We start from the raw sequence: 18,397 nt of genomic DNA, 5'->3' as shown, positions 1-18,397 counted from the left end.
ATGCCGAACGCCGTCTCCTGGTACGACCGGCTGCGCGTCGAGTGGGTCGTCTGGTCACTCGACCAGCGCCTGTACGACCTGCCGAGCCGCACCCGGATCGCCCACCGGCGCGAAGTCCGCGCCAACCTGCTGACGGCCGCCGCGGAGGTCGGTGCCGCTGAGGCGCTGCACCGCCTTGGCAGCGCCCGGGAGCTGGCCGCGCAGTACCGGGACGCCGAGTTCGGTGAGGGCCCGCGGCACTCGTGGTGGGCCGCCGCGCTCTTCGCGCTCACCGCCCCGCTGGTCCTCAACTTCTTCCTGAGCGAGGCGGCCGACGCCTACGAGCAGGCCATCACCACCGCGGGTACGCACGCTGACGGCAGCTACACCTGGGCCGGCGTCACCTGGCTCCAGAGCCCGCTGACGTTCGACCTGCACCAGGGCCAGGCCACCCACGTCGGCGGGGCGTACACGCCGCTCACCTATGTCCTGCTCGTCGCCGGAGCAATCGCCTGCGGTCGCCTGTGGCGGTTGCTGCCTGTGTGGCGCGGCAACCGCACCGGTATCAGCGCAGGTGCGCAGTGAAGTTACGGCGGGGCTCCGGCCGCCCCTGGACCGCCGTGTCGGCCGTCGCCGTCTCGCTCCTCATCCTTGGCGCGGCTCCCGCCGCGACCGGCGCCCCTCCCGCGCCGGACCCCTCGGCGCGTCCGGTACTACGCTGCGTGCGCTGCTCGACTCCGTCGTCGCCGCCGGCGTTCCCGGGGTCCTGGAACGCACGCAGGACGGACGCCGGGTCATCTCGGCCACCGCTGGGGTTGCCGACCTGGGCACCGGCGCACCGCTGCGGCCCGACGCCCGGTTCCGGGTCGGCAGCATCACCAAGACGTTCGTCGCCTCCGTAGTGCTCTGAGCCGGGGCCTGGTCGGTCTGCCGGAGCGCCACCGTCGGGTCACCCGGGAAGCTCTTCGAGCAGCGGTTTTCACGAGCTGGGGCGGGTGCCGCTACCTGCGTGCCGAGCTGCCCGTCGCAGGCCTGCCCCACCTCGCCGGCGTCCAGATGAACGACACCGCCGCACCGCCGGGCAAGCACCTGGAGGTCCGTCGCGGCGGCCGCGTCCTGGCCCAGGCCGCCCTGGAGCGTCCCATCGACGGGGTCGGCTTGATCCGCAGCGTCACCGTCGCCCCGTACGCCCGCGGCCAGGGCCAGGGCCTGGGTCTTGGCCTGGTCGGCAACGCGCTGGACGTTCTCACCGGCCTGGGCGCCCGCGAGGCGATCGTCTACCTGGACGAACTCCCCGCCGACCCGGAACGGGACCCGGTCGCCGCCCTGCGCACGTACGCGGCTTCCGACTTCACCGAAGTCGATCGGCTGCTCACGTTCACCAGGACGCTGGCGCCGCGTTAGCGGGCGTGGGCAAGATCCGCCCGCTGGCGCTTCTCCTGACAGCGGGCCAGGCCGCCGAAACCCCGCAGTTCACAGGGATGGTCCCAGCGGTTCTCTCCTGCAGACCGGGGCGAGCCCGTGTGCCGGTTGCAGACCAAGCCTGTGGGCGGGGAGGCGATGGCTCGACCGAGCTGTTCTTCGAGATCACTGCCGCCCCGCGTCGTTCGTGCACCGCTGGGACGTCCGGCCGGGTGTACGGTCAGCCGCCCTGGCCGGCGCTGCCCACCGGGCCGACCGTCACCCGGGAGGTGGTCTCGTCCGTGACGGGCAGCGTGGCGGCGCCGGGCCACTTGAGGGTGACCGTCTTGGTCTCGTTCGGCGGCGTCACCCGCAGCCCCGTGACGCGGACGCCGGAGCCGCCCGTGTCGTTGGCCGGGTAGTGGATGCCGAAGGCGATCGACTGCCCGTTCCTGAGGACCGTCGAGGTAGCCTTCTGGCCCGTGCGCTTCGCGGACAGCGAACCCTCCCTGAGCTGCAGGTCGACACCCGCGTAGCCCGAGATCGTGCAATTGTGGCCACCATGGTTCTTCATCGTCACCGTGACGCTGCGGTCGGGATCGCCGTCGATGGTGCTGTCCACCGCCGTGATCTGAAGCGCGTCGGTACGGCATATGGCGGCCTGGCCGGTCCCGTCCGCCGCGCCCTGCGCGGATGAGTTCTTGCCCGCCGAGCCGTTCCCGGCGGAGCCGGCGCCGTCGGAGGCCTGCGCGCCGCCGCCCTTGCCGGAGCCGTTGCTCGCTCCCGCACCGCTGTCCGCGGAAGCAGCGGTGGACGCGGCCGACGGGCCACTCTGTCCCGTCGTGCCGCCGCCATCGTTCTGACAGGCGGTGAGCGAGAGGCTCGCGGTGACGGCCAGAGCGGCGAGGGTGAGCTTGTGAACGCGCATCGTCTTCTTCCTCGGGTCGGTTGTGCGGACGGCCGCTCGGTACCGTCCTGGACGCCTCCGCACGAAGCGGTGGGAGTCGGTACCGGCGAGCGTTTCTGAACAACAGGACTGGCCAGTCACCGCGAGCCGTTCCCCCGATCGCCCGCTGGATACATGCCTGTTACACGCGCCGTGGCACAACACACGCCACCACCGGCCGCGCCCCTGCCCCGCCTGCCAGAGACCAGCACCCGCTGGGACAGACCTGTGACCCGGTGGATCTTGACCAGCTGCCATGATCGTCACGGGGGCACGTCAGCCGGCCAGCGTTGCGGTCATTCATCTGCAAGGCCGCGCTCGCAGCCGTCCGGCGGGATTTGCGGGGCGGCCCCTGCCCAGGGCGCTGCGTGCGGGGGCCGCCCGAGCCCTGCAGTCCTGTCAGCGCAGAGCACTATGACGCTAAAGCCCAGGTCGTGGGATCGCTCGTCTGGCAAGTCGGCCGGGTGACCGCGGAATAGCGGCAGTATTGCGGCGTCTTGGACGTGCCCGCAGTGAGGGTGAACCGGCCCGGCTGCTGCTCGGCCAGCCAGCCGTGGACCACCAGACGTTTCGCCCCCGAACGCAGTGCCTCCATCCGCGATGGCACCACGTCCATGGCTGCTGGCAGCCTGGGGCTGGGCGAGGGCTCCGCAGCTATGCCCATTCCATGCCGAGTTCCCGTAGTGCGTCCAGCTGCTCCGCGGTGAGTTTGTCGCGTCTCGATTTGGTGTTCGAGACCCATACGTTCAGCTTCACGGCCACGGGCTCGGTCTCGTCGTCGACGGTGATCTCCACGATCGCGCCGCGTGGGACGGGCCGACGGCCTTCCCGTTCGATCCACTGGGTGAGGGCCGCGAGGCCGCGCTGGAATGCCTGCTGTGCCTTGCTGGGGCCCTTTGCCGCGCGCCTGACCGCAGGGGTGGGAGATGGCGCCTCAGTGGGCTTGACGCCGAGCCGGGTCAGCCGTGTCTGCTGTTCGGTGGACAGCAGCTTCCAGGTGGCTGGCTTGCGTTGTTGGAGCCATCGTCCGAGGTCGTCGCCTTCGAAGAGGGCGCCGGGTGCGATGTCGGGCAGTACCCCGCCGGGTTCGTCCTCCGCGAGGTGGGTGAGGATGCGGTAGTGGCGTTGCTGTCCCTTTTCGCGCAGGATCCGGTACATCGTGGAGATGGAGCAGTGGTAGCGCCCGGCATCCAGCTCGCGGGCCCAGATCGGTGCGGGAGGGAGTTCGGCGTACTCGACGCTGTTCATCAACTCCAGTACCGCAGCCCGTTCTTCTGTCGTCAGGGCTGAGGGCTGGACCTGCGGCGAGCGGGGCCTGCGCGGCGGCGCCGGACGCAGCCGGCGGTAGTGGGTGACCCTTGAGCGGCTGGTCAGCCGGCAGGCGGCCGTGATGCCCAGCCTGCCCTCGATGGCCGTGAACGCCTCGTCGACCACCGGGTCGGCGGCAGCCTTCAGTCCGCGCCCTCGGAGATCATTTCCAAGAGCGCAGAAGCTGTTCCCATTACTTCCAACGCGGCCTTGTTCCGGGCCAGTTCCTTCACCAGCCGTTCCACATGGCGGCGCAGCTTCTCGTTCTCCGCCTCGGCGGCGGACTTCTTCGGCCGGGCCGGGCTGGTGCGCTCGTCGACCAGCTTCTCGAGTGCCCCGGCATCCCGCGCGGCCCGCCATTCCTTGACGTGTGAGTGGTACAGGCGCTCGCGGCGCAGGACCGCGCCCTTCTCGTTCTTGGGCGCGGCGTCGTACTCGGCCACGATCCGCAGCTTGTACTCGGGACTGAAGGAACAGCGCTTCGGCCGGGGAGCCGGATCGGACTCGGCGGGGGTGGTGCTGGTCATGAGGGGGTGATTCTCCTGTCGTGCCCTCTCAGGCTAACCCGTCGAAGCGGGACGTCTCACCCAAGGCTGACAGAGAGGGCTCCCCGGTCCCGTCGTTCTATCGCGGATCCAGTTCCGGCGTCCTCAAGCAGCTCGCGACGGCCGTCGGCCACAGTGCACGGGGCCTGCTCGATGAAGACCTTCCGCGCCTTCAGGCGTGGTGGGCTTGGCGGCTGGATGCGACGGCCACAGCGATCGAGCCCGCCTCGCGGGCCGAGCTGACCGACACCCTCCCGGCGCTCGCCGCCAGCGGGCGCCTCCCCGACGAGTGGATCCTCCGGCAGTTCCTCGTCCTGCTGCGCCCTAGCGGCCAACTGCGCCCGGACGCCACCACCTTCACCTACCTCATCCGCGCCGCCGGTACCCACACAGAGCAGGTCCTGCTCCTCCTTAAAGACTGTGCGAGCAGGAAGTACATCCCGACCCGGGACGGCAGATCACGCAGCCGCCGCTGCACCGTCCGCGTCTGCGTCAGCACCGCGTCCACGAGCTCGAACGGCACCACGGCGGTCAGCTCTCCCAAGTGACCCGGGGCGAACCGGCCCGCGGCCACGGTCTCCGTACGAGTGATGGCCGTCACCGCGGACGGCAGGGCAGAATGAATCCGCAACGGAGCTCCTCACGTACAAGCTGTCTTGGTCGACTGCCTGTACCAACGAGCTCCGTTGTGCTTTCGCGTCGAACCCTCAACGTGCTTGCAGGACCTGCGGAAACGCCAACTACCCGGCCTTGGGGGAGGCCCCCCTTCCCAGACTCCGTCGGCATGACATGGGATCTCTCTGTGTGAGATCGGCTGTCCTGATCGCGTTCATCGATACGGGGACATACGAACTATCACTTGAAGTGAGCACATCACTATGGCACCTTCCATGCAGCAGTGAACGCGACGCGCGCCATACATCCCATCACTGGACTGCCTGGTCTTCTGTGTATCCCTTCGTGAGCGCTGGCAGGCAGGCCCTCTCGCCATTCCTACGGGAGGTTCACATGCGAACATCGATGTCGGCGCCAGGAGACAGCAAATCGGGCAGGGCGGGAGCGGGGCGGCGGGTGGTACGGGCGGCGGTGGCAGCGCTGGTAGCCGTCGCGGCGGCAGTCGCGGCGATGTTCGTGACGGCGCCGGCGTCGGACGCGGCCACGCCGCACGCCGCCCCGAGCAACCCGTATCAGCGTGGCCCTGATCCCACCGTGGCCGGTATCGAGTCGACGCGCGGTCCGTTCGCCACGGCGCAGATGGGTGTGGCGCCGGGCAACGGCTTCAACGGCGGGGTGGTCTACTACCCGACGGACACCAGCCTGGGCACATGGGGAGCATTGGCGATCGTGCCGGGCTACACGGCGCGGTGCGCCGACGAGGAGGCGTGGATGGGCCCGTGGCTCTCCTCCTTCGGGTTCGTGGTGATCTGCGTCGAGACCAACAGCCGCACCGACGGCGCCGATGCCCGGGCCGCCGAACTGCTGTCGGCGCTGAACTGGCTGACCACGCGCAGCCCTGTCAAGGCGGAGATCGACCCGGATCGGCTGTCCGTACTCGGACACTCCGCGGGCGGAGCAGGAGCGATCATCGCGGCGGAACGCCAGCCGTCGCTGAAGGCGATGATCGGCCTCGCCCCCGGATTCCCCGGCAACGGCCTGAGCATGGCCACCGACACGGTGCCGAGTCTGGTCATCGGCGGTCAGAACGACACGGTCGTCACCCCGTCGTATCTCAGCGGCTTGTACGCCACCCTGCCGAAAACCACGCAGAGCGCTTTCGGCCAGATCGCCGGAGCGGACCACGTGTACTACACCCGTCCGAACAACGTGGAGATGAAGCTGCTGATCCCGTGGCTCAAGTTGTTCGTGGACGACGACACCCGCTACACGCAGTTCCTCTGCCCGGCCCTGCCGGACCCCTCCAGCATCTCGGCCTACCAGCCGAAGTGCCCGTACGCGCCCCCGAACGGCCCGACGCCGCCTGCCAGCGGCGGGCCCGTCCACGCGGTGGGTGCGGGCAAGTGCCTGGACGTGCCGGGCCTCAGCACGACAGCGGGCACGGGGATGGACATCCACACCTGCAGCGGCGGGGCCAACCAGTCGTGGACGCGTACGTCCTCCGGCCAGTTGACGGTGTACAGCGGCAGCTCGACCATGTGCCTGGACGCCAACGCGCAGGGCACCAGTCCGGGTACGAAGGTGCAGATCTGGCCGTGCAACGGCAGGGCCAACCAGCAGTGGAACGTGAACGCCAACGGCACGATCACCGGAGCGCAGTCCGGGCTGTGCCTGGACGTGACCGGCGGGTCCACCGCGGACGGCGCCCTGGTCGAACTGTGGACCTGCAACGGCGGAACCAACCAGCACTGGACACTCGGATAGCCCGATAGGCGGCGCCGCTTCACCCAGGCAACCGAATGGCCAGGGCAGGTTCCCTGGAGGCGTCACGACCGACGACCGGCAGAGACCCGCGGCCGTACTTCGAAACCAGCGCGCGCTCTCGCGGGTTCCGCCTGAGTGACGTCCCGGCGGCCAACGCCACGACGGTCCCGACGGGCCGATCGTCGCCAGGCCGGCCTCTTTGGCGGCCGCGGCGATCAGCCCGACGCAGACACGTGCCGTGACTCCGCCGCGGTGCAGGGTGTGAGGTGTGCGCGTTCGGTGCGGGAAAGGGGCATGGCCGTATCAGGTGCGGCACCACCGAGGGCACGCTGCTGGCCCACCTGGGACTGCAATGGACCCACCAGATTGGCCCCTCGGGCGGACCGCAGGAGACACGAGTCCGCCCCGTGAGCCGACGGCGAGCCTCCGAAGAGACTGTAGGCACAGAAGGGACCACCCGATGGGAAACCCGATCGCCAACACACGTGGAACGCCAGCCATGATGACCAGACTGCTGGCGGTGTTCGTACTCGCCGCAGGAATTCTGGCGGCCGGCTCGAACTCGGCACATGCTTCCACATCGCAGTTCAGAGGAGTGAACTGGGCCGACCAGAGAGACAATTTCGTCAACGGCGTACTGTACCCGTCCGGTCTCGGTGCGTCGGACACCTACTCATCGGCTTCCGCCGTGGCGGACCAGATTGTTGGCCAGATGTACGCGACGACGGACGCCAACACAGTGCGCATGCCTATCAACGAGCCCACTGTCGCTGGCTACTGGAACACCTACACCGGGGCGATCGACACGGCCCTCACCAAGGGAAACGTGATCCTCGCCTACTGGGCGTACACCGGCGGCAAGCCGGCGAGCACTGCCGGGTTCAACCAGATGTGGGACAAGGTCGTACAGAAGTACGGCTCCAATCCCAACGCCTACTTCGAGGTCATCAACGAGCCGTACGGTTACAGCACGACCAGCCTGGACGACATGTACAGCGGCTGGTTGGCCAGGTACCCCTCCGTGCCGCGCTCCAGGGTGATCCTCGACGGCGCCGGGCTGGCCCAGGACGTCGCGGCAGTCGGTCGCGACAGCCGTCTGGACAGCACTTTCCTGGCCGTGCACGACTACTCGTTCTTCGCGGGATACGAGGACGAGACCGAGTGGGCGAACCACCTCGCCGGATACATCGGCGGATACGCCGCCCGCACGATCGCCACCGAGTGGGGCGGCCCGATGGGCCCGGGCAGCAAGAACGGCGTCCACTACAACACCATCGACTACAGCATTCCCAGTGGCTCGTTCTTCGCCGACTACGTCCGGGGCGTCAGCAGCGAACTGCGCACCTTCGGCATGGGGAGCGTCTACTGGCCGGGGCTGCGCGACGGCGACTGGTACAGCATGACCAGCAAGAGCGGCACCGGCTCGGGCATCAAGCTGTCTCTGGTGAACGCCTCGGGACTGACCCGTCTGCAGTACGCCTGGGGGATCGGCAACGGCGGCGGCACATATGTGCGGATCACCAACGCCGCGACCGGCCTGTACGTCGACGGAGAGGGCCGCACGACCAGTGGGGCCACCGTCGGCGAAGCCAGCGGCAGTAGCAACCGGTACGAGCAGCAGTGGACCGTCGAGAACGATGGGCACTACGTACGCATCAAGAACCGGGCAACCGGCCTGTACCTGGACGGGGCAGGCCATACTTCGGACGGATCCGCGGTCACCCAGTACGGTGACAGCAACAGCAGGAGCCAGCAGTGGTCGGTGCTGACCGATGCCGACAACGTGCGCATCAAGAACCGCACCACCGGCAAGTACATCGACGGCATGGGCCGCACCGGCAATGGATCTGATCTGGGCCAGTGGAGTGACAGCAACAGCACGAGCCAGCAGTGGCGGATCGTAGCCGTCGGATGATCACCACCTCGCATCGCCTGCCACGTACCAACGGCGAGCGCTTCAAACGGCGCCGGTACGTGGCAGGCGACGAACGCATACCGCGCGGGCTTGTCCGTCATGACGCCTCGGACGGGCGGCCCGGCAAGAGGCGAGGGTGAGCACCGCGCACAGCGACGGGGTGCGATTTCTCGGGATGGTGTCGGTGGTGGTGAGAGTCGGTCCTGCTGGCCCAGGGGTTGGTGTTACGGGGCTGGTCAGTGGGTGTTTGCGGGTGGGTGGTCCGCTGTCATGAGGCGAGAGATTGAGGGGTGGGATCACTGTCGTGGGGTTGTATCGCATGGCAGCTGATGCCGTCTCAGGTTCGGGGCTTTTATGCGGTGAGGTGGGCCAGGCCGGTGTGATCGTGGGGTGGACCAAGTTGTTCTGTCGCAGCGAAGGTTGAGCGTTCTCACTGAGGGTTGAGCGGTCCGCCCTGGTGGGGGTGACCGTCAGTTGGAGGTCACTTCAGAGATCAGCGCGCGGACGCGGGTCTCGATCGCGTCGCGGATGGGGCGTACGGCCTCGACGCCCTGTCCGGCGGGGTCGTCGAGCTGCCAGTCGAGGTACCGCTTGCCGGGGAAGATGGGGCAGGTGTCGCCGCACCCCATGGTGATCACGACGTCGGACGCCTGGACGGCCTCGGTCGTGAGGATCTTCGGGGTCTCGGCGGAGATGTTGATGCCGGCCTCGTTCATCGCTTCGACGACGGCCGGGTTGACGGTGTCGGCGAGGGCGGAGCCGGCGGAGCGGACCTCGACGCGGTCGCCCGCGAGGTGGGTGAGGAAGGCGGCGGCCATCTGGGAGCGGCCGGCGTTGTGGACGCAGACGAACAGCACCGACGGGGGTGAAGCAGGAGTGCTCATGGCGGGGTCTTTCTCGGAGGAAAGCGGGTGGTCAGGAGGAGGAGAGTTCAGGTTGTGCGGGCGGGACGGCGGCCTCGGGCAGCGCCGGAACGGGGTGTGTGCCGTAGACCGTCGTCACGATCCCGAGTCCGAGGCCGGCGCCGAACAGCTGGGCGGCGATGAACGGGGCGACGGAGGCGGGCGCGATCCCGGCGAAGGTGTCGGTGAAGGCACGGCCGATGGTCACCGCGGGGTTTGCGAAGGAGGTGGAGGAGGTGAACCAGTAGGCGGCCCCGATGTAGGAGGCCACCGCGGCCGGGGCGAGCGCGGCGCGGCTGATCCGGTTCAGGCCGAAGATGAGCAGGATCAGCCCGGCGGTGGCGACGATCTCGCCCAGCCACAGGTGGCCGGCGGAGCGGTCGTGGGTGGAGAACTTCACCAGCGGCTTCGCGAACATCGCGTCAGCCAGGAGTGCACCGCCGATCGCTCCGCCGATCTGGGCCGGCACGTACGCGGCGACGTCCCGCAGAGCGAGGGCATCCGGGGTGCGGCGGCCGGTGATCCAGGCGGCGAGGGTGACGGCGGGGTTGAAGTGCGCGCCGGAGATGGGCCCGAAGAGCAGGATGAGCACGCCCAGACCGAACACGGTGGCCAGGGAGTTGGCGAGCAGCTGCACGCCGACGTCACGGGACAGCTCGGCGGCCTGGATGCCGGAGCCGGCCACCACCGCCACCAGCAGTCCGGTCCCGATCGCCTCGGCGGCGACGCGGCGGCCGAGGGAGGCGTTCACGCGGTGGCCTCAGCGGGCTGCGTGCTGGTCAGGAATGCGGCGAGCTTGTTAAGGACGGCGGGCAGCACCCAGTAGTAGACCCAGGTGCCGCGGCGTTCGCAGTCGATGAGTCCGGCCTGGCGCAGGAGCTTGAGGTGGTGGGAGATCGTCGGCTGGGACAGGTCGAAGGCCGGGGTCAGCTCGCACACGCAGACCTCACCGCCCTCGCCGCGTGAGGCGATCATCGACATCAGGCGCAGCCTGACCGGGTCGCCCAGGGCCTTGAAGACCTTCGCCAGATCCGCGGCCTGGTCCTCGTCCAGCGGTGCGGCGGACAGCCCCGGGCAGCAGGCGGCGTCCTGGCCGATCACCTCAAGCTCTTGTTTCGACATACCTCTATGTTGACGTTTTTCGATCCAAGGCGCAAGGTTGCATCAATGAACGTCAATACAAGCCGTTCCGGGCCCCTGCCGTGGCCCGTCACCTGGGAGTGAGACATGAGCGAGCAGACCACCGACCTGCGCGAGACCGTCCGCCAGCGGTACGCGGCGGCGGCCGTGCAGGTCACCGAGGGCGGCAGTGCCTGTTGCGGGCCCGAGCCGGTCGAGGTCGACGAGAACTTCGGCTCCACCCTGTACGCCGCCGACGAGCGCGACGCCCTGCCCGCCGAAGCCGTCGCCGCCTCCCTCGGCTGCGGCAACCCCACCGCCGTCACCGAACTCCGCGAGGGCGAGCGCGTCCTGGACCTCGGCTCCGGCGGCGGCATCGACGTCCTGCTCTCCGACCGCCGCGTCGGCCCCACCGGCAAGGCGTACGGATTGGACATGACCGACGAGATGCTCGCCCTCGCCCTGGCCAACACGGAGAAGGCCGGCGCCACGAACGTCGAGTTCCTCAAGGGCACCATCGAGGCGATCCCGCTGCCCGCGAACACCATCGACGTCGTGATCTCCAACTGCGTGATCAACCTGTCCACCGACAAGCCCGCCGTGTTCGCCGAGACCTTCCGCGTGCTGAAGCCCGGCGGCCGGATCGGCGTCTCCGACGTCGTCGCCGACGACACCCTCAGTGCCGAACAGCGCGGCGAGCGCGGCGACTACGTCGGCTGCATCGCCGGCGCGCTGTCCTTCACGGAGTACCGGGAGGGCCTTGAGGCCGCGGGGTTCACCGACATCTCGATCACCCCGACCCATGCCGTCGCCGACGGCATGCACGCCGCCATCGTCCGCGCAGCCAAGCCGGTGGCCGCAGCTGCCCGCGCGGCGATGGAGTCGGCCGATGCCTGCTGCGGGGTGAACGCCTGCTGCACTTCGGCCGAGACGTCCGCCGACCCAGCCCTGACTGCCACCGAGGCCAACAGCGCCTCCGGGTGCGGCTGCCAGGGTTGACACGGCACAGACTGCCGGACAGCCCACGTCCGCCAGCCGCCGGATGCGGCTGTCCGATCTCGTGCGCGTACATGCCGGCGACGACGGCACGACGGTGCGCTGCTACCTCAGCCTGTGACCGCACGTGGGCGCCCCGGCTGTCCGGGGGCCGCCTGCCCCTCCTGCTTTCCCGCAGCACCGATTGACGAGTCTCGGCACCCTCAGGCCGGGGCGGTTCGACATCGGCGGGCGCGCGATGTATGAGCTGCGTCCCGGAGTCCTGGGCCGTTTCGACTGTCCCGGCGATACCTCCTGACCGTCAGCCGACTCGCCGCCTGAGCCTGCCGCGAGCTCGTTGGGAGGCGTGACCAGCGAGCCGATCGTCGTACACCAGCCTTTCTGTACAGGTGGCGGGAGTGTCTTCGTGCACTGGCACGGCCGGGACGAGATGCTAGGCACCGCCTACAACGACCACGACCTGGTCGTGTTCCTCGAGGGCGCGGGTGTCGCCGGCCCCGAGGCCATCGTGGACGAACCGCAGTGGGTGGAGTGGCGCGGCGGCCCTGCGCACGAGTTCAGCGCCGCCTGACGTCCGGCGGTAGCAGCCGGGCAGGGCGGACCTGCCCGGCTCATCACGTCCAGGGCCAGCTGGGTGGTGGTGATGTGATCGGCGGCGGTGTTGCTGCCCGCGTTCCCGGCCTTGGGCAGAGCGGCCACCGGCTCTCCGGACCCGTCCATGCCTTGGTCGACGAAGCCCATCAGCGGATGGTGAGCATGCCTTCGCGTAGCCGGGCCAGGGTGCGGGACAGCAGCCGGGAGACGTGCATCTGGGAGACGCCGAGGCGCTCGCCGATCTGCGCCTGGGTAAGTTCGTCCACGAACCGCATGTGAATGATCTGCCGGTCGCGTTCATCGAGCGCGGAGATCATCGGGGCGAGTGCGTGGAAGTCCTCCACGAGTTCCAGGGCCTGGTCATCGGTGCCGATGAAGTCAGCCAGGGCGCTCTCGCCGTCTTCGCTGGTGCTCAGGGCGGCGTCCAGGGAAGCGGAGGTGTAGCCGTTGGCGGCGAGCCGGGCCTCGACGACTTCCTCTTCGGACAGGCACATCAGCTCGGACAGTTCTTTGACCGTCGGTGTCCTGCCCAGGCGGCTGCGGAGTTCTTCGGTGGCGCGGGCGAGGTGGACGCGGGCTTCCTGCAGCCGGCGCGGCACGTGCACGGCCCAGGTGGTGTCGCGGAAGAAGCGCTTGATCTCTCCGACGATGTAGGGGATGGCGAACGAGGTGAACTCCACCTCCCGGGACAGCTCGAACCGGTCGATCGCCTTGATCAGGCCGATCATGCCGACCTGGACGATGTCCTCCATCTCCTGCGGCCCACGGCTGCGGAACCGCCCCGCCGCGAAACGGACCAGAGACATGTTCATCTCGATCAGCGTATTGCGCGCGTCGCTGTACTCGGGCGTGCCCTCTTCCAGCACCGCCAGCTGGCCGAAGAACAAGCGCGACAGCCCGCGGGCATCCTTGGGCGCAACCCGGCAGGGATCGGCGACCTCCGGCAGCTCAGCAATGTCCGTCTTGGCCGCAGTCACCGTCGCCATGATGCTTCCCTCCCCATCCCTGCACGCTTCCCGCCCGCTACGGGCCCAGGACAAGCCGCCTACCCAAACACCGTCTACTCATGTCTGCAATGGCACATGGGCGTAGCTCTGCCGCAGGGACTGTTTGAACTGGGAAGACTTCACGGAGGCTGTGATGCCGGACTGCTCTCTCCCGCTCAAAGTTCGCCGGTCGAGTGCAGTTGGGTGAACTCGTCCGACGAGCATGCTCATGATGACGAGGTCGTGATGACGGCCGATGAGGAACACATGATCGCGGAGGCGCCCCTCTTCGACGAAGCCGAGCCGATGATGGTCAGTATCAACGAACCCGCGAAAAACGCAGGTCAGAAGCCACACGACCACCGCCAAGCACAGCGTGATGCTCCGCATCGCCGCCACGAATGCGGCCAGACCCTCGGCCAGCAACACGGGCTCGCTCAGAGCCCCCGCTTCGGGAAGCTCCCCCTCCAGCCACCGGTACACCGACCACGGCCACGGATACCCCTGAGCCGGCTCCCCGGCCCCGAGCAACTCGGGGATGCGCGTGGCAGGTGGGGCGCGAGGCGGGGCAGCCACTCCTGCTCCATCGACCCGCCCTCGGCCCCGCTCTGTACCAGCGGCAGCCTTACGACCATGTCATCGCCCAGCCGGTACATGGCGTTGACCGTGCCACCGGACGGCCACCGCTGCACCGCCAGCTCCGCCGACTGGGGAAACTGCCCGGTGATCAACCGTCGTACAAGGCCATCGTCAATGAGGTGCATACCGGGATGCATCTGCCCTGTGCTTATGGACGTGATCCGACCACCGGACGCCGACGCGCGTCAAAGGCCTTTCCAGCTCCGCACCTTCGCAACATGCTCTGGAACCCATCCTTATGCCTGCGGGGCGAAGCAGCGCGGTTTGTGGCTCGCTGGAGGGGGTGTGAGAGAAGAAGGAGGTTCCCGGCCAGGTGAGCTGGCCGGTCGGCGAGTCTTGATCAATATCAGGCCTGCTGCTTGGCTGGTCGGCGTGACTGATCTTGGAGCCGTCGCCTGGCCGCCCGCCCCGATCAGGACCGGGAGGCTCGTGCTCCGTGGCTCCGGGGCCCGGGACCGTGCGGCGGTCATCGAGTTGTTCGCCTCATCGGACGTGTACACCTACCTCGGTAGTCCTCGACCGCGTGATGAGCTCGAACGCGAGGTGCGTGAGATCCCCGGACGGCGGCCTGGCTGCCTCGTGATCGATCTCGGCGGAGCGGTGATCGGCGCCGTACCGCGAGTGGCGGCCGCAGATCCTCGTACCTGCGACGTTCTCGACCGGCGGACGCGCCGCGCGTGTTCGTCGTCGTGAACCAAAAGGGCGGCGCGGGCAGGACGACGTCCGCCGTAGAGCTTGCGGCCGCGTGGGCGGCCGCCGGCCTCCGCGTGCGCGTCGGGCCGGTCCAGCTGCAGCCGCCCGTCCTTCACCGGCACTGCGCTGTTCGTCGGCAGCCCGGCCACGACCTGATGCGCTCGGGCCTGTGTGTGGCTGCGGGTGGGGCACGCGTGTTCAGAGCCAGGGGGGAGTGGGCGAACCGTCCGGGTCCAGTCCGTAGGGCCATCTCTTCTTGGCACCGAGAGGAGGACGACCGGCGTCGGCTGCCTGTCGGTAGAGGGCTTCGGCTTCTTCGTGGTCCCCGGCCGTCTCCCGCATCCGCGCCAGGGTGTCCAGGGCACCCAGATATCCGGCATCGACAGCCTGCCGGTAGAGGGATTCGGCGCCTCTCAGGTCGCCGGTCATCTCCCGCATCCGTGCCAGGCCAGCGAGCGCGCCCGGGTCGCCGGTTCCGGCTGCCTGCCGGTAGAGGGTTTCAGCGCTTTCTCGGTCTCCGGCCTCCTCCCGGATCCGCGTCAGGTCGTACAGGGCGCCGAAGTGGCCGGCTTCGGCAGCCCGCCGGGCCAGGGTCTCGGCGCCCTCTCGGTCTCCGGCCTCCTCCCGGATCCGCGCCAGGTCGTACAGGGCGCCGAAGTGGCCGGCTTCGGCAGCCCGCCGGGCCAGGGTCTCGGCGCCCTCTCGGTCCCCGGCCGTCTCCCGGATCCGCGCCAGGGTGTCCAGGGCATTCAGATAGCCGGCCTCGACAGCCCGCCGGGCCAGGCCTTCGGCGTTTTCTCGGTCCCTGGCCGTCTCCCGCATCCGCGCCAGGATGTCCAGCGCATCCAGGCGGCCGGCGTCGACAGCCTGCCGGTAGAGGGATTCGGCGCTTTCCCGGTCTCCGGCCTCCTCCCGGATCCGCGCCAGGTCGAACAAGACGCTGGGGTAGCCAACTTCGGCAGCCTCTTGGGCCAGGACTTCGGCGCCCTCCTGGTCGCCGGTCATCTCCCGTACCTGCGCCAGGGTGTCCAGGGCATCCAGATAGCCGGCGTCGACAGCCTGCAACGCGAGGAGGTAGGCGCCTTCCCAGTCCCCGGCCCCGTGCCGAGATCGGGCCAGGCCGGCCAGTGCGTCGGGGCCGCAGGCGTCAGCGGCCTGCCGGTAGAGATTTTCGGCGCCTTCCCAGTCCCCGGCTTCGTGCCGATATTGGGCCAGGTCGGCCAGAGCGCCCGGGTCGCCGGTTCCGGCGGCCTGCCGGTAGAGGTTTTCGGCGCCTTCCAGGTCCCCGGCCAACTGCCGCAAGTGAGCCAGGTCGGTCAGGGCCTTGGTATGGCCGGCGTCGGCAGCCTGCCGTGCCAGCATTTCGCCGCCTTCCCGGTCCCCGAGCTCATGCCGAAGCCGCGCAAGGTCGGTCAGGGCCTTGGCGTAGCCGGCTTCGGCAGCCTGCCAGGCCACGGATTCGGCGCCCTCCTGGTCTCCGGCCACCTCCCGCGACTGCGCCAGTTCGGCCAGGCCTTCGGGAAAGCCGGCGTCGGCGGCCCGCTGGTAGAAGGTTTCGGCGCCCTCCCGGTCTCCGGCCTCCTCCTTCATCAACGCCAGTTTGAACAGGACATCCGGATGGCCGGCGTCGGCGGCCTTGTGCCGCAGGTGGTGGGCCCATTGCAAGCGGTGTCTGCCGTTGGCGGCGGTGGCGAGGCTATTGAGGTCGTCGGGGTGGGTGAGATGGGCGTGGGCGGCGTGCCAGAACGAGGCTGGCGGGCAGAGTCTGTGACGCCCGCCGCGGCCGTGTTGTTCGAGGTAGTCCGCGAGGCGGAAGACCGGTCCTGTCACCGGGACGGGCGTGGTGGCCGCTGCCGCAGTGCCCGGAGGACGTCGCGCAGGGCGGGTGGCGGTGCGGCGCAGGGGGGCTTGTTTGCCGTGGACGGGGCGGGCGAGGTAGGCGAAGGCGGCTTCCGCCCAGTCCTCGGTGAGCTGGTCGTAGTCGTGGTCGGTGAAGTAGTCGGTGGCGGCGTCGGTGAGGAAGGACTGCGGGAGGTGGAGTCCGACGCCGAGGCGGCGGGCGTCCATCGCGACCTCCAGGAGGGCTCTGGCGGCCGGGGTGCCGTGTTCGTAGCGGCGCAGGAGTTCGGGTGCGCCGGCGAGATCCTGGGTGAGCCGGCCGTGGGCGTGGGCGCGAGTGAGGGCGTCCGCGAGGAACCGGTCGCCCCCTTGGGCGAGGGCGGTGGCGGCGCGGAGCGCTTCCTGGCCGAAAGCGTCGGGGACGGTGAGGGTGTGTCCGGTCAGGAGCTCGCGGACCCGGCTGTGTGGGTCAGGCTCACCGGGTCGGGGCAGGACCGTGTAGGAGTCGGCATACTCGGGCCACAGGGTGCCCAGGACGAGGACCGACTGGCGGTCGGGGTGGGTGAGAAGGCTATGGAGGGCGGCCGCGATGCGCTCGCCGGTCCGGGGGCTGCCGAGGTAGTGCTGGGCTTCGTTGAGCCAGACCACCGTGCGGGGCGCCACACGGTCGAGGTCGGCGAGTGCGGCCTCGGCCCTACTGGGATCGTGAGGGTGCCACAGCCTCCACCCCTCGGCGGCCAGCGGCTGGACGGCCTCCCAGCATGCCCGCGTCTTGCCGGTCGAAGACGATCCGACCAGGACCAGCATTCGGCTGCGGCCCTGCGAAGCCTCACGTACCGCCGCCGCCAGGACCTGGTCGTGGGCGCGGCGCACATAGCCGGGCAGCGCCTGTTGGAGCCGGGAACCGGAGCCAGCTATGGCGGTGACGGTTGCGGCAGGATGGACCTCCAGGTCGTGAGGATCCCACTGCCCGATCGGCCTGCCCGGCCCCTCCTGCCCTGCACGCAAGAGATCGGCCTCACCAGCCGCGGCCCGTCGCAACTCCAGTAACTCCTCTACCTGCAGGCCCAGTTGGCTGGCCAGTGCCGCGATAGTCGCGGCGGACGGAACTGGCCCGCCGGGCTGGAAAGCCGCCTGCAGGGTCGTGCGCCCCAGTCTCGTCCGGGCGGCGAGCTGGGTCTTGGTCAGCCTCCTGTGGGCCAGTCCGTCATCCAGCCGCCTGCGCAGTTCGATGAGAGCGGCCGCGCGCTCGTCTTCTTCCCCGCTCACATGGACCCCCAGCCCTGTGTTCAACGGTGTTCATCATCGTTCGGCCGGACCATGGCGACCACCGTTTCCGCGACCTTCGGTCACGTCAACGTTCCGCAGCCACCTGGGGGATCGCCGTGAACCGCATCGCCATCATCCTGCTTGCCGCCGCCCTGGTCGTCGTGGTCGCGTTCCTGGCTGCCGCGGCCGCAGGCACACTCGCCCGCCTCGACGGCGCCACGTACCCCGCCGCCCTCATGCGTGCCGCCACCACCTTCGCCGCCGCTATCACCCTTGCGGCCGCCGTCACCGGAGCACTCGCCCAGTTCCTTCCCTGAGCCTGCGCCGGTGATCCCGCCACCGGCCACAACGCCCGCTGGCAGCCGGATCGATCGGCGACTCATGCTCTCAGCGGCGCTTCTCGGGTACGTCGGCAACGACGTACCCCTGCGCCTTGCCGTGGGGGATGCCCTGCTCCATCACGGCCCCGGTCAGCCCTGTGTCCGCCGAAGGTTCACTTCAGCGGATCGTCACCGAGAACACCGGCCTGAAGCAGCAAGTACGACAGCTCACCCAGGACAACCCGCGCCTCCAAAAGCGTCTGGCGAGCGCCCGCCAGAACAATCGCTTCCTGGACAAACGCGTCGCAGATCTTGAAGCCCAACTTTCGGCGTATCTCACCGCTCCACATCCGCCGCCGTGAAGTTTCCCCGTAAGGCTGGACACTCGTTGCTTACGCTGCGAGGGCGTGCTCTTGCTCGTGTCGCTGTCGGGTCTCCAGCGGGGTGAGGTAGCCCCAGACCGGATGCTTCCGGGTTGCGTCCAGGGAAGTGGTGTACGGGCTCCCACCTGATCCGGGCGTTTGTCCCGGCGTATGAGTGAGTGCCCGGATACAAGAACGGCCACCG

16 protein-coding genes and 5 pseudogenes are annotated in these 18,397 nt (G+C 69.2%); 10 read left to right on the top strand and 11 right to left on the bottom strand.

The genetic code is table 11. The features are described 5' to 3' along the window. The 3 genes from ACFYMM_RS38400 (at position 1) to ACFYMM_RS38390 (ending at position 1,383) form a co-directional block, all read left to right on the top strand. Positions 1-564: a hypothetical protein gene (locus ACFYMM_RS38400; protein WP_388395901.1), complete on the top strand. Its 564-nt coding sequence runs from the start codon at positions 1-3 to the stop codon at positions 562-564. Continuing rightward, the gene (locus tag ACFYMM_RS38395) at positions 554-889 is read left to right on the top strand and encodes a serine hydrolase (RefSeq protein WP_388395898.1); all 336 of its coding nucleotides are present in this window, start codon (positions 554-556) and stop codon (positions 887-889) included. The genes ACFYMM_RS38400 and ACFYMM_RS38395 overlap by 11 nt, the downstream gene beginning before the upstream one ends. A 146-nt stretch (positions 890-1,035) precedes the next feature. Beyond that, positions 1,036-1,383 carry a hypothetical protein gene (locus ACFYMM_RS38390; RefSeq protein ID WP_388395896.1) on the top strand — a complete coding sequence of 116 codons (348 nt, stop codon included), beginning with the start codon at positions 1,036-1,038 and terminating at the stop codon, positions 1,381-1,383. Positions 1,384-1,621: 238 nt separating this feature from the next. Here ACFYMM_RS38390 and ACFYMM_RS38385 read toward each other — a convergent pair whose 3' ends face one another. From ACFYMM_RS38385 to ACFYMM_RS38370, 4 genes and pseudogenes are all read right to left on the bottom strand, one after another. Further along, positions 1,622-2,308, bottom strand: coding sequence for a DUF4232 domain-containing protein (locus ACFYMM_RS38385; protein ID WP_388395893.1), 687 nt, complete (start codon positions 2,306-2,308; stop codon positions 1,622-1,624). Positions 2,309-2,980: 672 nt separating this feature from the next. Next, a pseudogene (locus tag ACFYMM_RS38380) lies at positions 2,981-3,454 on the bottom strand (helicase associated domain-containing protein); the annotation flags it as partial. A gap of 323 nt (positions 3,455-3,777) precedes the next feature. Then, the gene (locus ACFYMM_RS38375) at positions 3,778-4,161 is read right to left on the bottom strand and encodes a hypothetical protein (protein WP_388395890.1); all 384 of its coding nucleotides are present in this window, start codon (positions 4,159-4,161) and stop codon (positions 3,778-3,780) included. 430 nt (positions 4,162-4,591) lie between these two features. Beyond that, positions 4,592-4,792: pseudogene (locus ACFYMM_RS38370) on the bottom strand (transposase domain-containing protein); the annotation flags it as partial. A gap of 473 nt (positions 4,793-5,265) precedes the next feature. Here ACFYMM_RS38370 and ACFYMM_RS38365 point away from each other — a divergent pair. Further along, complete coding sequence (locus ACFYMM_RS38365; RefSeq protein WP_388395888.1) at positions 5,266-6,558, top strand: RICIN domain-containing protein; 1,293 nt, start codon at positions 5,266-5,268, stop codon at positions 6,556-6,558. Between the two features lie 460 nt (positions 6,559-7,018). Then, a complete protein-coding gene (locus ACFYMM_RS38360; RefSeq protein WP_388395886.1) occupies positions 7,019-8,473 on the top strand; it encodes an RICIN domain-containing protein in 1,455 nt (484 codons plus the stop codon). Between the two features lie 470 nt (positions 8,474-8,943). Here the strand turns inward: ACFYMM_RS38360 and ACFYMM_RS38355 are convergent, their stop codons facing one another. Genes ACFYMM_RS38355 through ACFYMM_RS38345 form a run of 3 tightly spaced genes read right to left on the bottom strand, consistent with a single transcriptional unit; the run spans position 8,944 to position 10,497 of the window. Continuing rightward, on the bottom strand, positions 8,944-9,357 hold the full coding sequence (locus ACFYMM_RS38355) for an arsenate reductase ArsC (RefSeq protein WP_388395884.1): 414 nt from the start codon (positions 9,355-9,357) through the stop codon (positions 8,944-8,946). A gap of 31 nt (positions 9,358-9,388) precedes the next feature. Then, positions 9,389-10,126, bottom strand: coding sequence for an aquaporin (locus tag ACFYMM_RS38350; RefSeq protein ID WP_388395883.1), 738 nt, complete (start codon positions 10,124-10,126; stop codon positions 9,389-9,391). Further along, on the bottom strand, positions 10,123-10,497 hold the full coding sequence (locus tag ACFYMM_RS38345; RefSeq protein ID WP_388395880.1) for an ArsR/SmtB family transcription factor: 375 nt from the start codon (positions 10,495-10,497) through the stop codon (positions 10,123-10,125). Before ACFYMM_RS38345 ends, ACFYMM_RS38350 begins: the two co-directional genes overlap by 4 nt. A 105-nt stretch (positions 10,498-10,602) precedes the next feature. On the opposite strand from ACFYMM_RS38345, the gene arsM reads away from it, so the two are divergent. Together arsM and ACFYMM_RS38335 are read left to right on the top strand one after the other, a co-directional pair. Continuing rightward, entirely contained in the window at positions 10,603-11,493 is an 891-nt protein-coding gene (gene arsM, locus ACFYMM_RS38340) for an arsenite methyltransferase (RefSeq protein WP_388395877.1), read from the top strand. 403 nt (positions 11,494-11,896) lie between these two features. Further along, positions 11,897-12,061: a hypothetical protein gene (locus ACFYMM_RS38335; protein ID WP_388395875.1), complete on the top strand. Its 165-nt coding sequence runs from the start codon at positions 11,897-11,899 to the stop codon at positions 12,059-12,061. Positions 12,062-12,111: 50 nt separating this feature from the next. Here the strand turns inward: ACFYMM_RS38335 and ACFYMM_RS38330 are convergent. From ACFYMM_RS38330 to ACFYMM_RS38320, 3 genes and pseudogenes are all read right to left on the bottom strand, one after another. After that, positions 12,112-12,255, bottom strand: a pseudogene (locus ACFYMM_RS38330) (IS1380 family transposase); the annotation flags it as partial. Next, complete coding sequence (locus ACFYMM_RS38325; RefSeq protein ID WP_388396006.1) at positions 12,231-13,070, bottom strand: RNA polymerase sigma factor SigF; 840 nt, start codon at positions 13,068-13,070, stop codon at positions 12,231-12,233. The gene ACFYMM_RS38325 and the pseudogene ACFYMM_RS38330, both read right to left, overlap by 25 nt. Positions 13,071-13,442: 372 nt before the next feature. Then, positions 13,443-13,846: pseudogene (locus ACFYMM_RS38320) on the bottom strand (phosphotransferase); the annotation flags it as partial. A 235-nt stretch (positions 13,847-14,081) separates the two neighbouring features. Here ACFYMM_RS38320 and ACFYMM_RS38315 point away from each other — a divergent pair. Then, positions 14,082-14,324, top strand: a pseudogene (locus tag ACFYMM_RS38315) (GNAT family N-acetyltransferase); the annotation flags it as partial. Between the two features lie 276 nt (positions 14,325-14,600). Here the strand turns inward: ACFYMM_RS38315 and ACFYMM_RS38310 are convergent. Then, positions 14,601-17,510, bottom strand: a complete 2,910-nt coding sequence (locus tag ACFYMM_RS38310; protein ID WP_388395873.1) for a hypothetical protein — start codon at positions 17,508-17,510, stop codon at positions 14,601-14,603. A gap of 116 nt (positions 17,511-17,626) precedes the next feature. Between ACFYMM_RS38310 and ACFYMM_RS38305 the strand changes: the two genes are divergently transcribed. Continuing rightward, positions 17,627-17,827 (top strand): hypothetical protein, encoded by a 201-nt coding sequence (locus ACFYMM_RS38305; RefSeq protein ID WP_388395870.1) that lies wholly within the window; start codon positions 17,627-17,629, stop codon positions 17,825-17,827. A 161-nt stretch (positions 17,828-17,988) separates the two neighbouring features. Continuing rightward, a complete protein-coding gene (locus ACFYMM_RS38300) occupies positions 17,989-18,192 on the top strand; it encodes a hypothetical protein (RefSeq protein WP_388395868.1) in 204 nt (67 codons plus the stop codon). The last annotated feature ends 205 nt before the right edge of the window (positions 18,193-18,397 follow it).

It is taken from the genome of Streptomyces sp. NPDC006739 (assembly GCF_042869815.1).
GTDB lineage: Bacteria > Actinomycetota > Actinomycetes > Streptomycetales > Streptomycetaceae > Streptomyces.
This window is presented reverse-complemented; position numbering and strand designations above follow the sequence as displayed.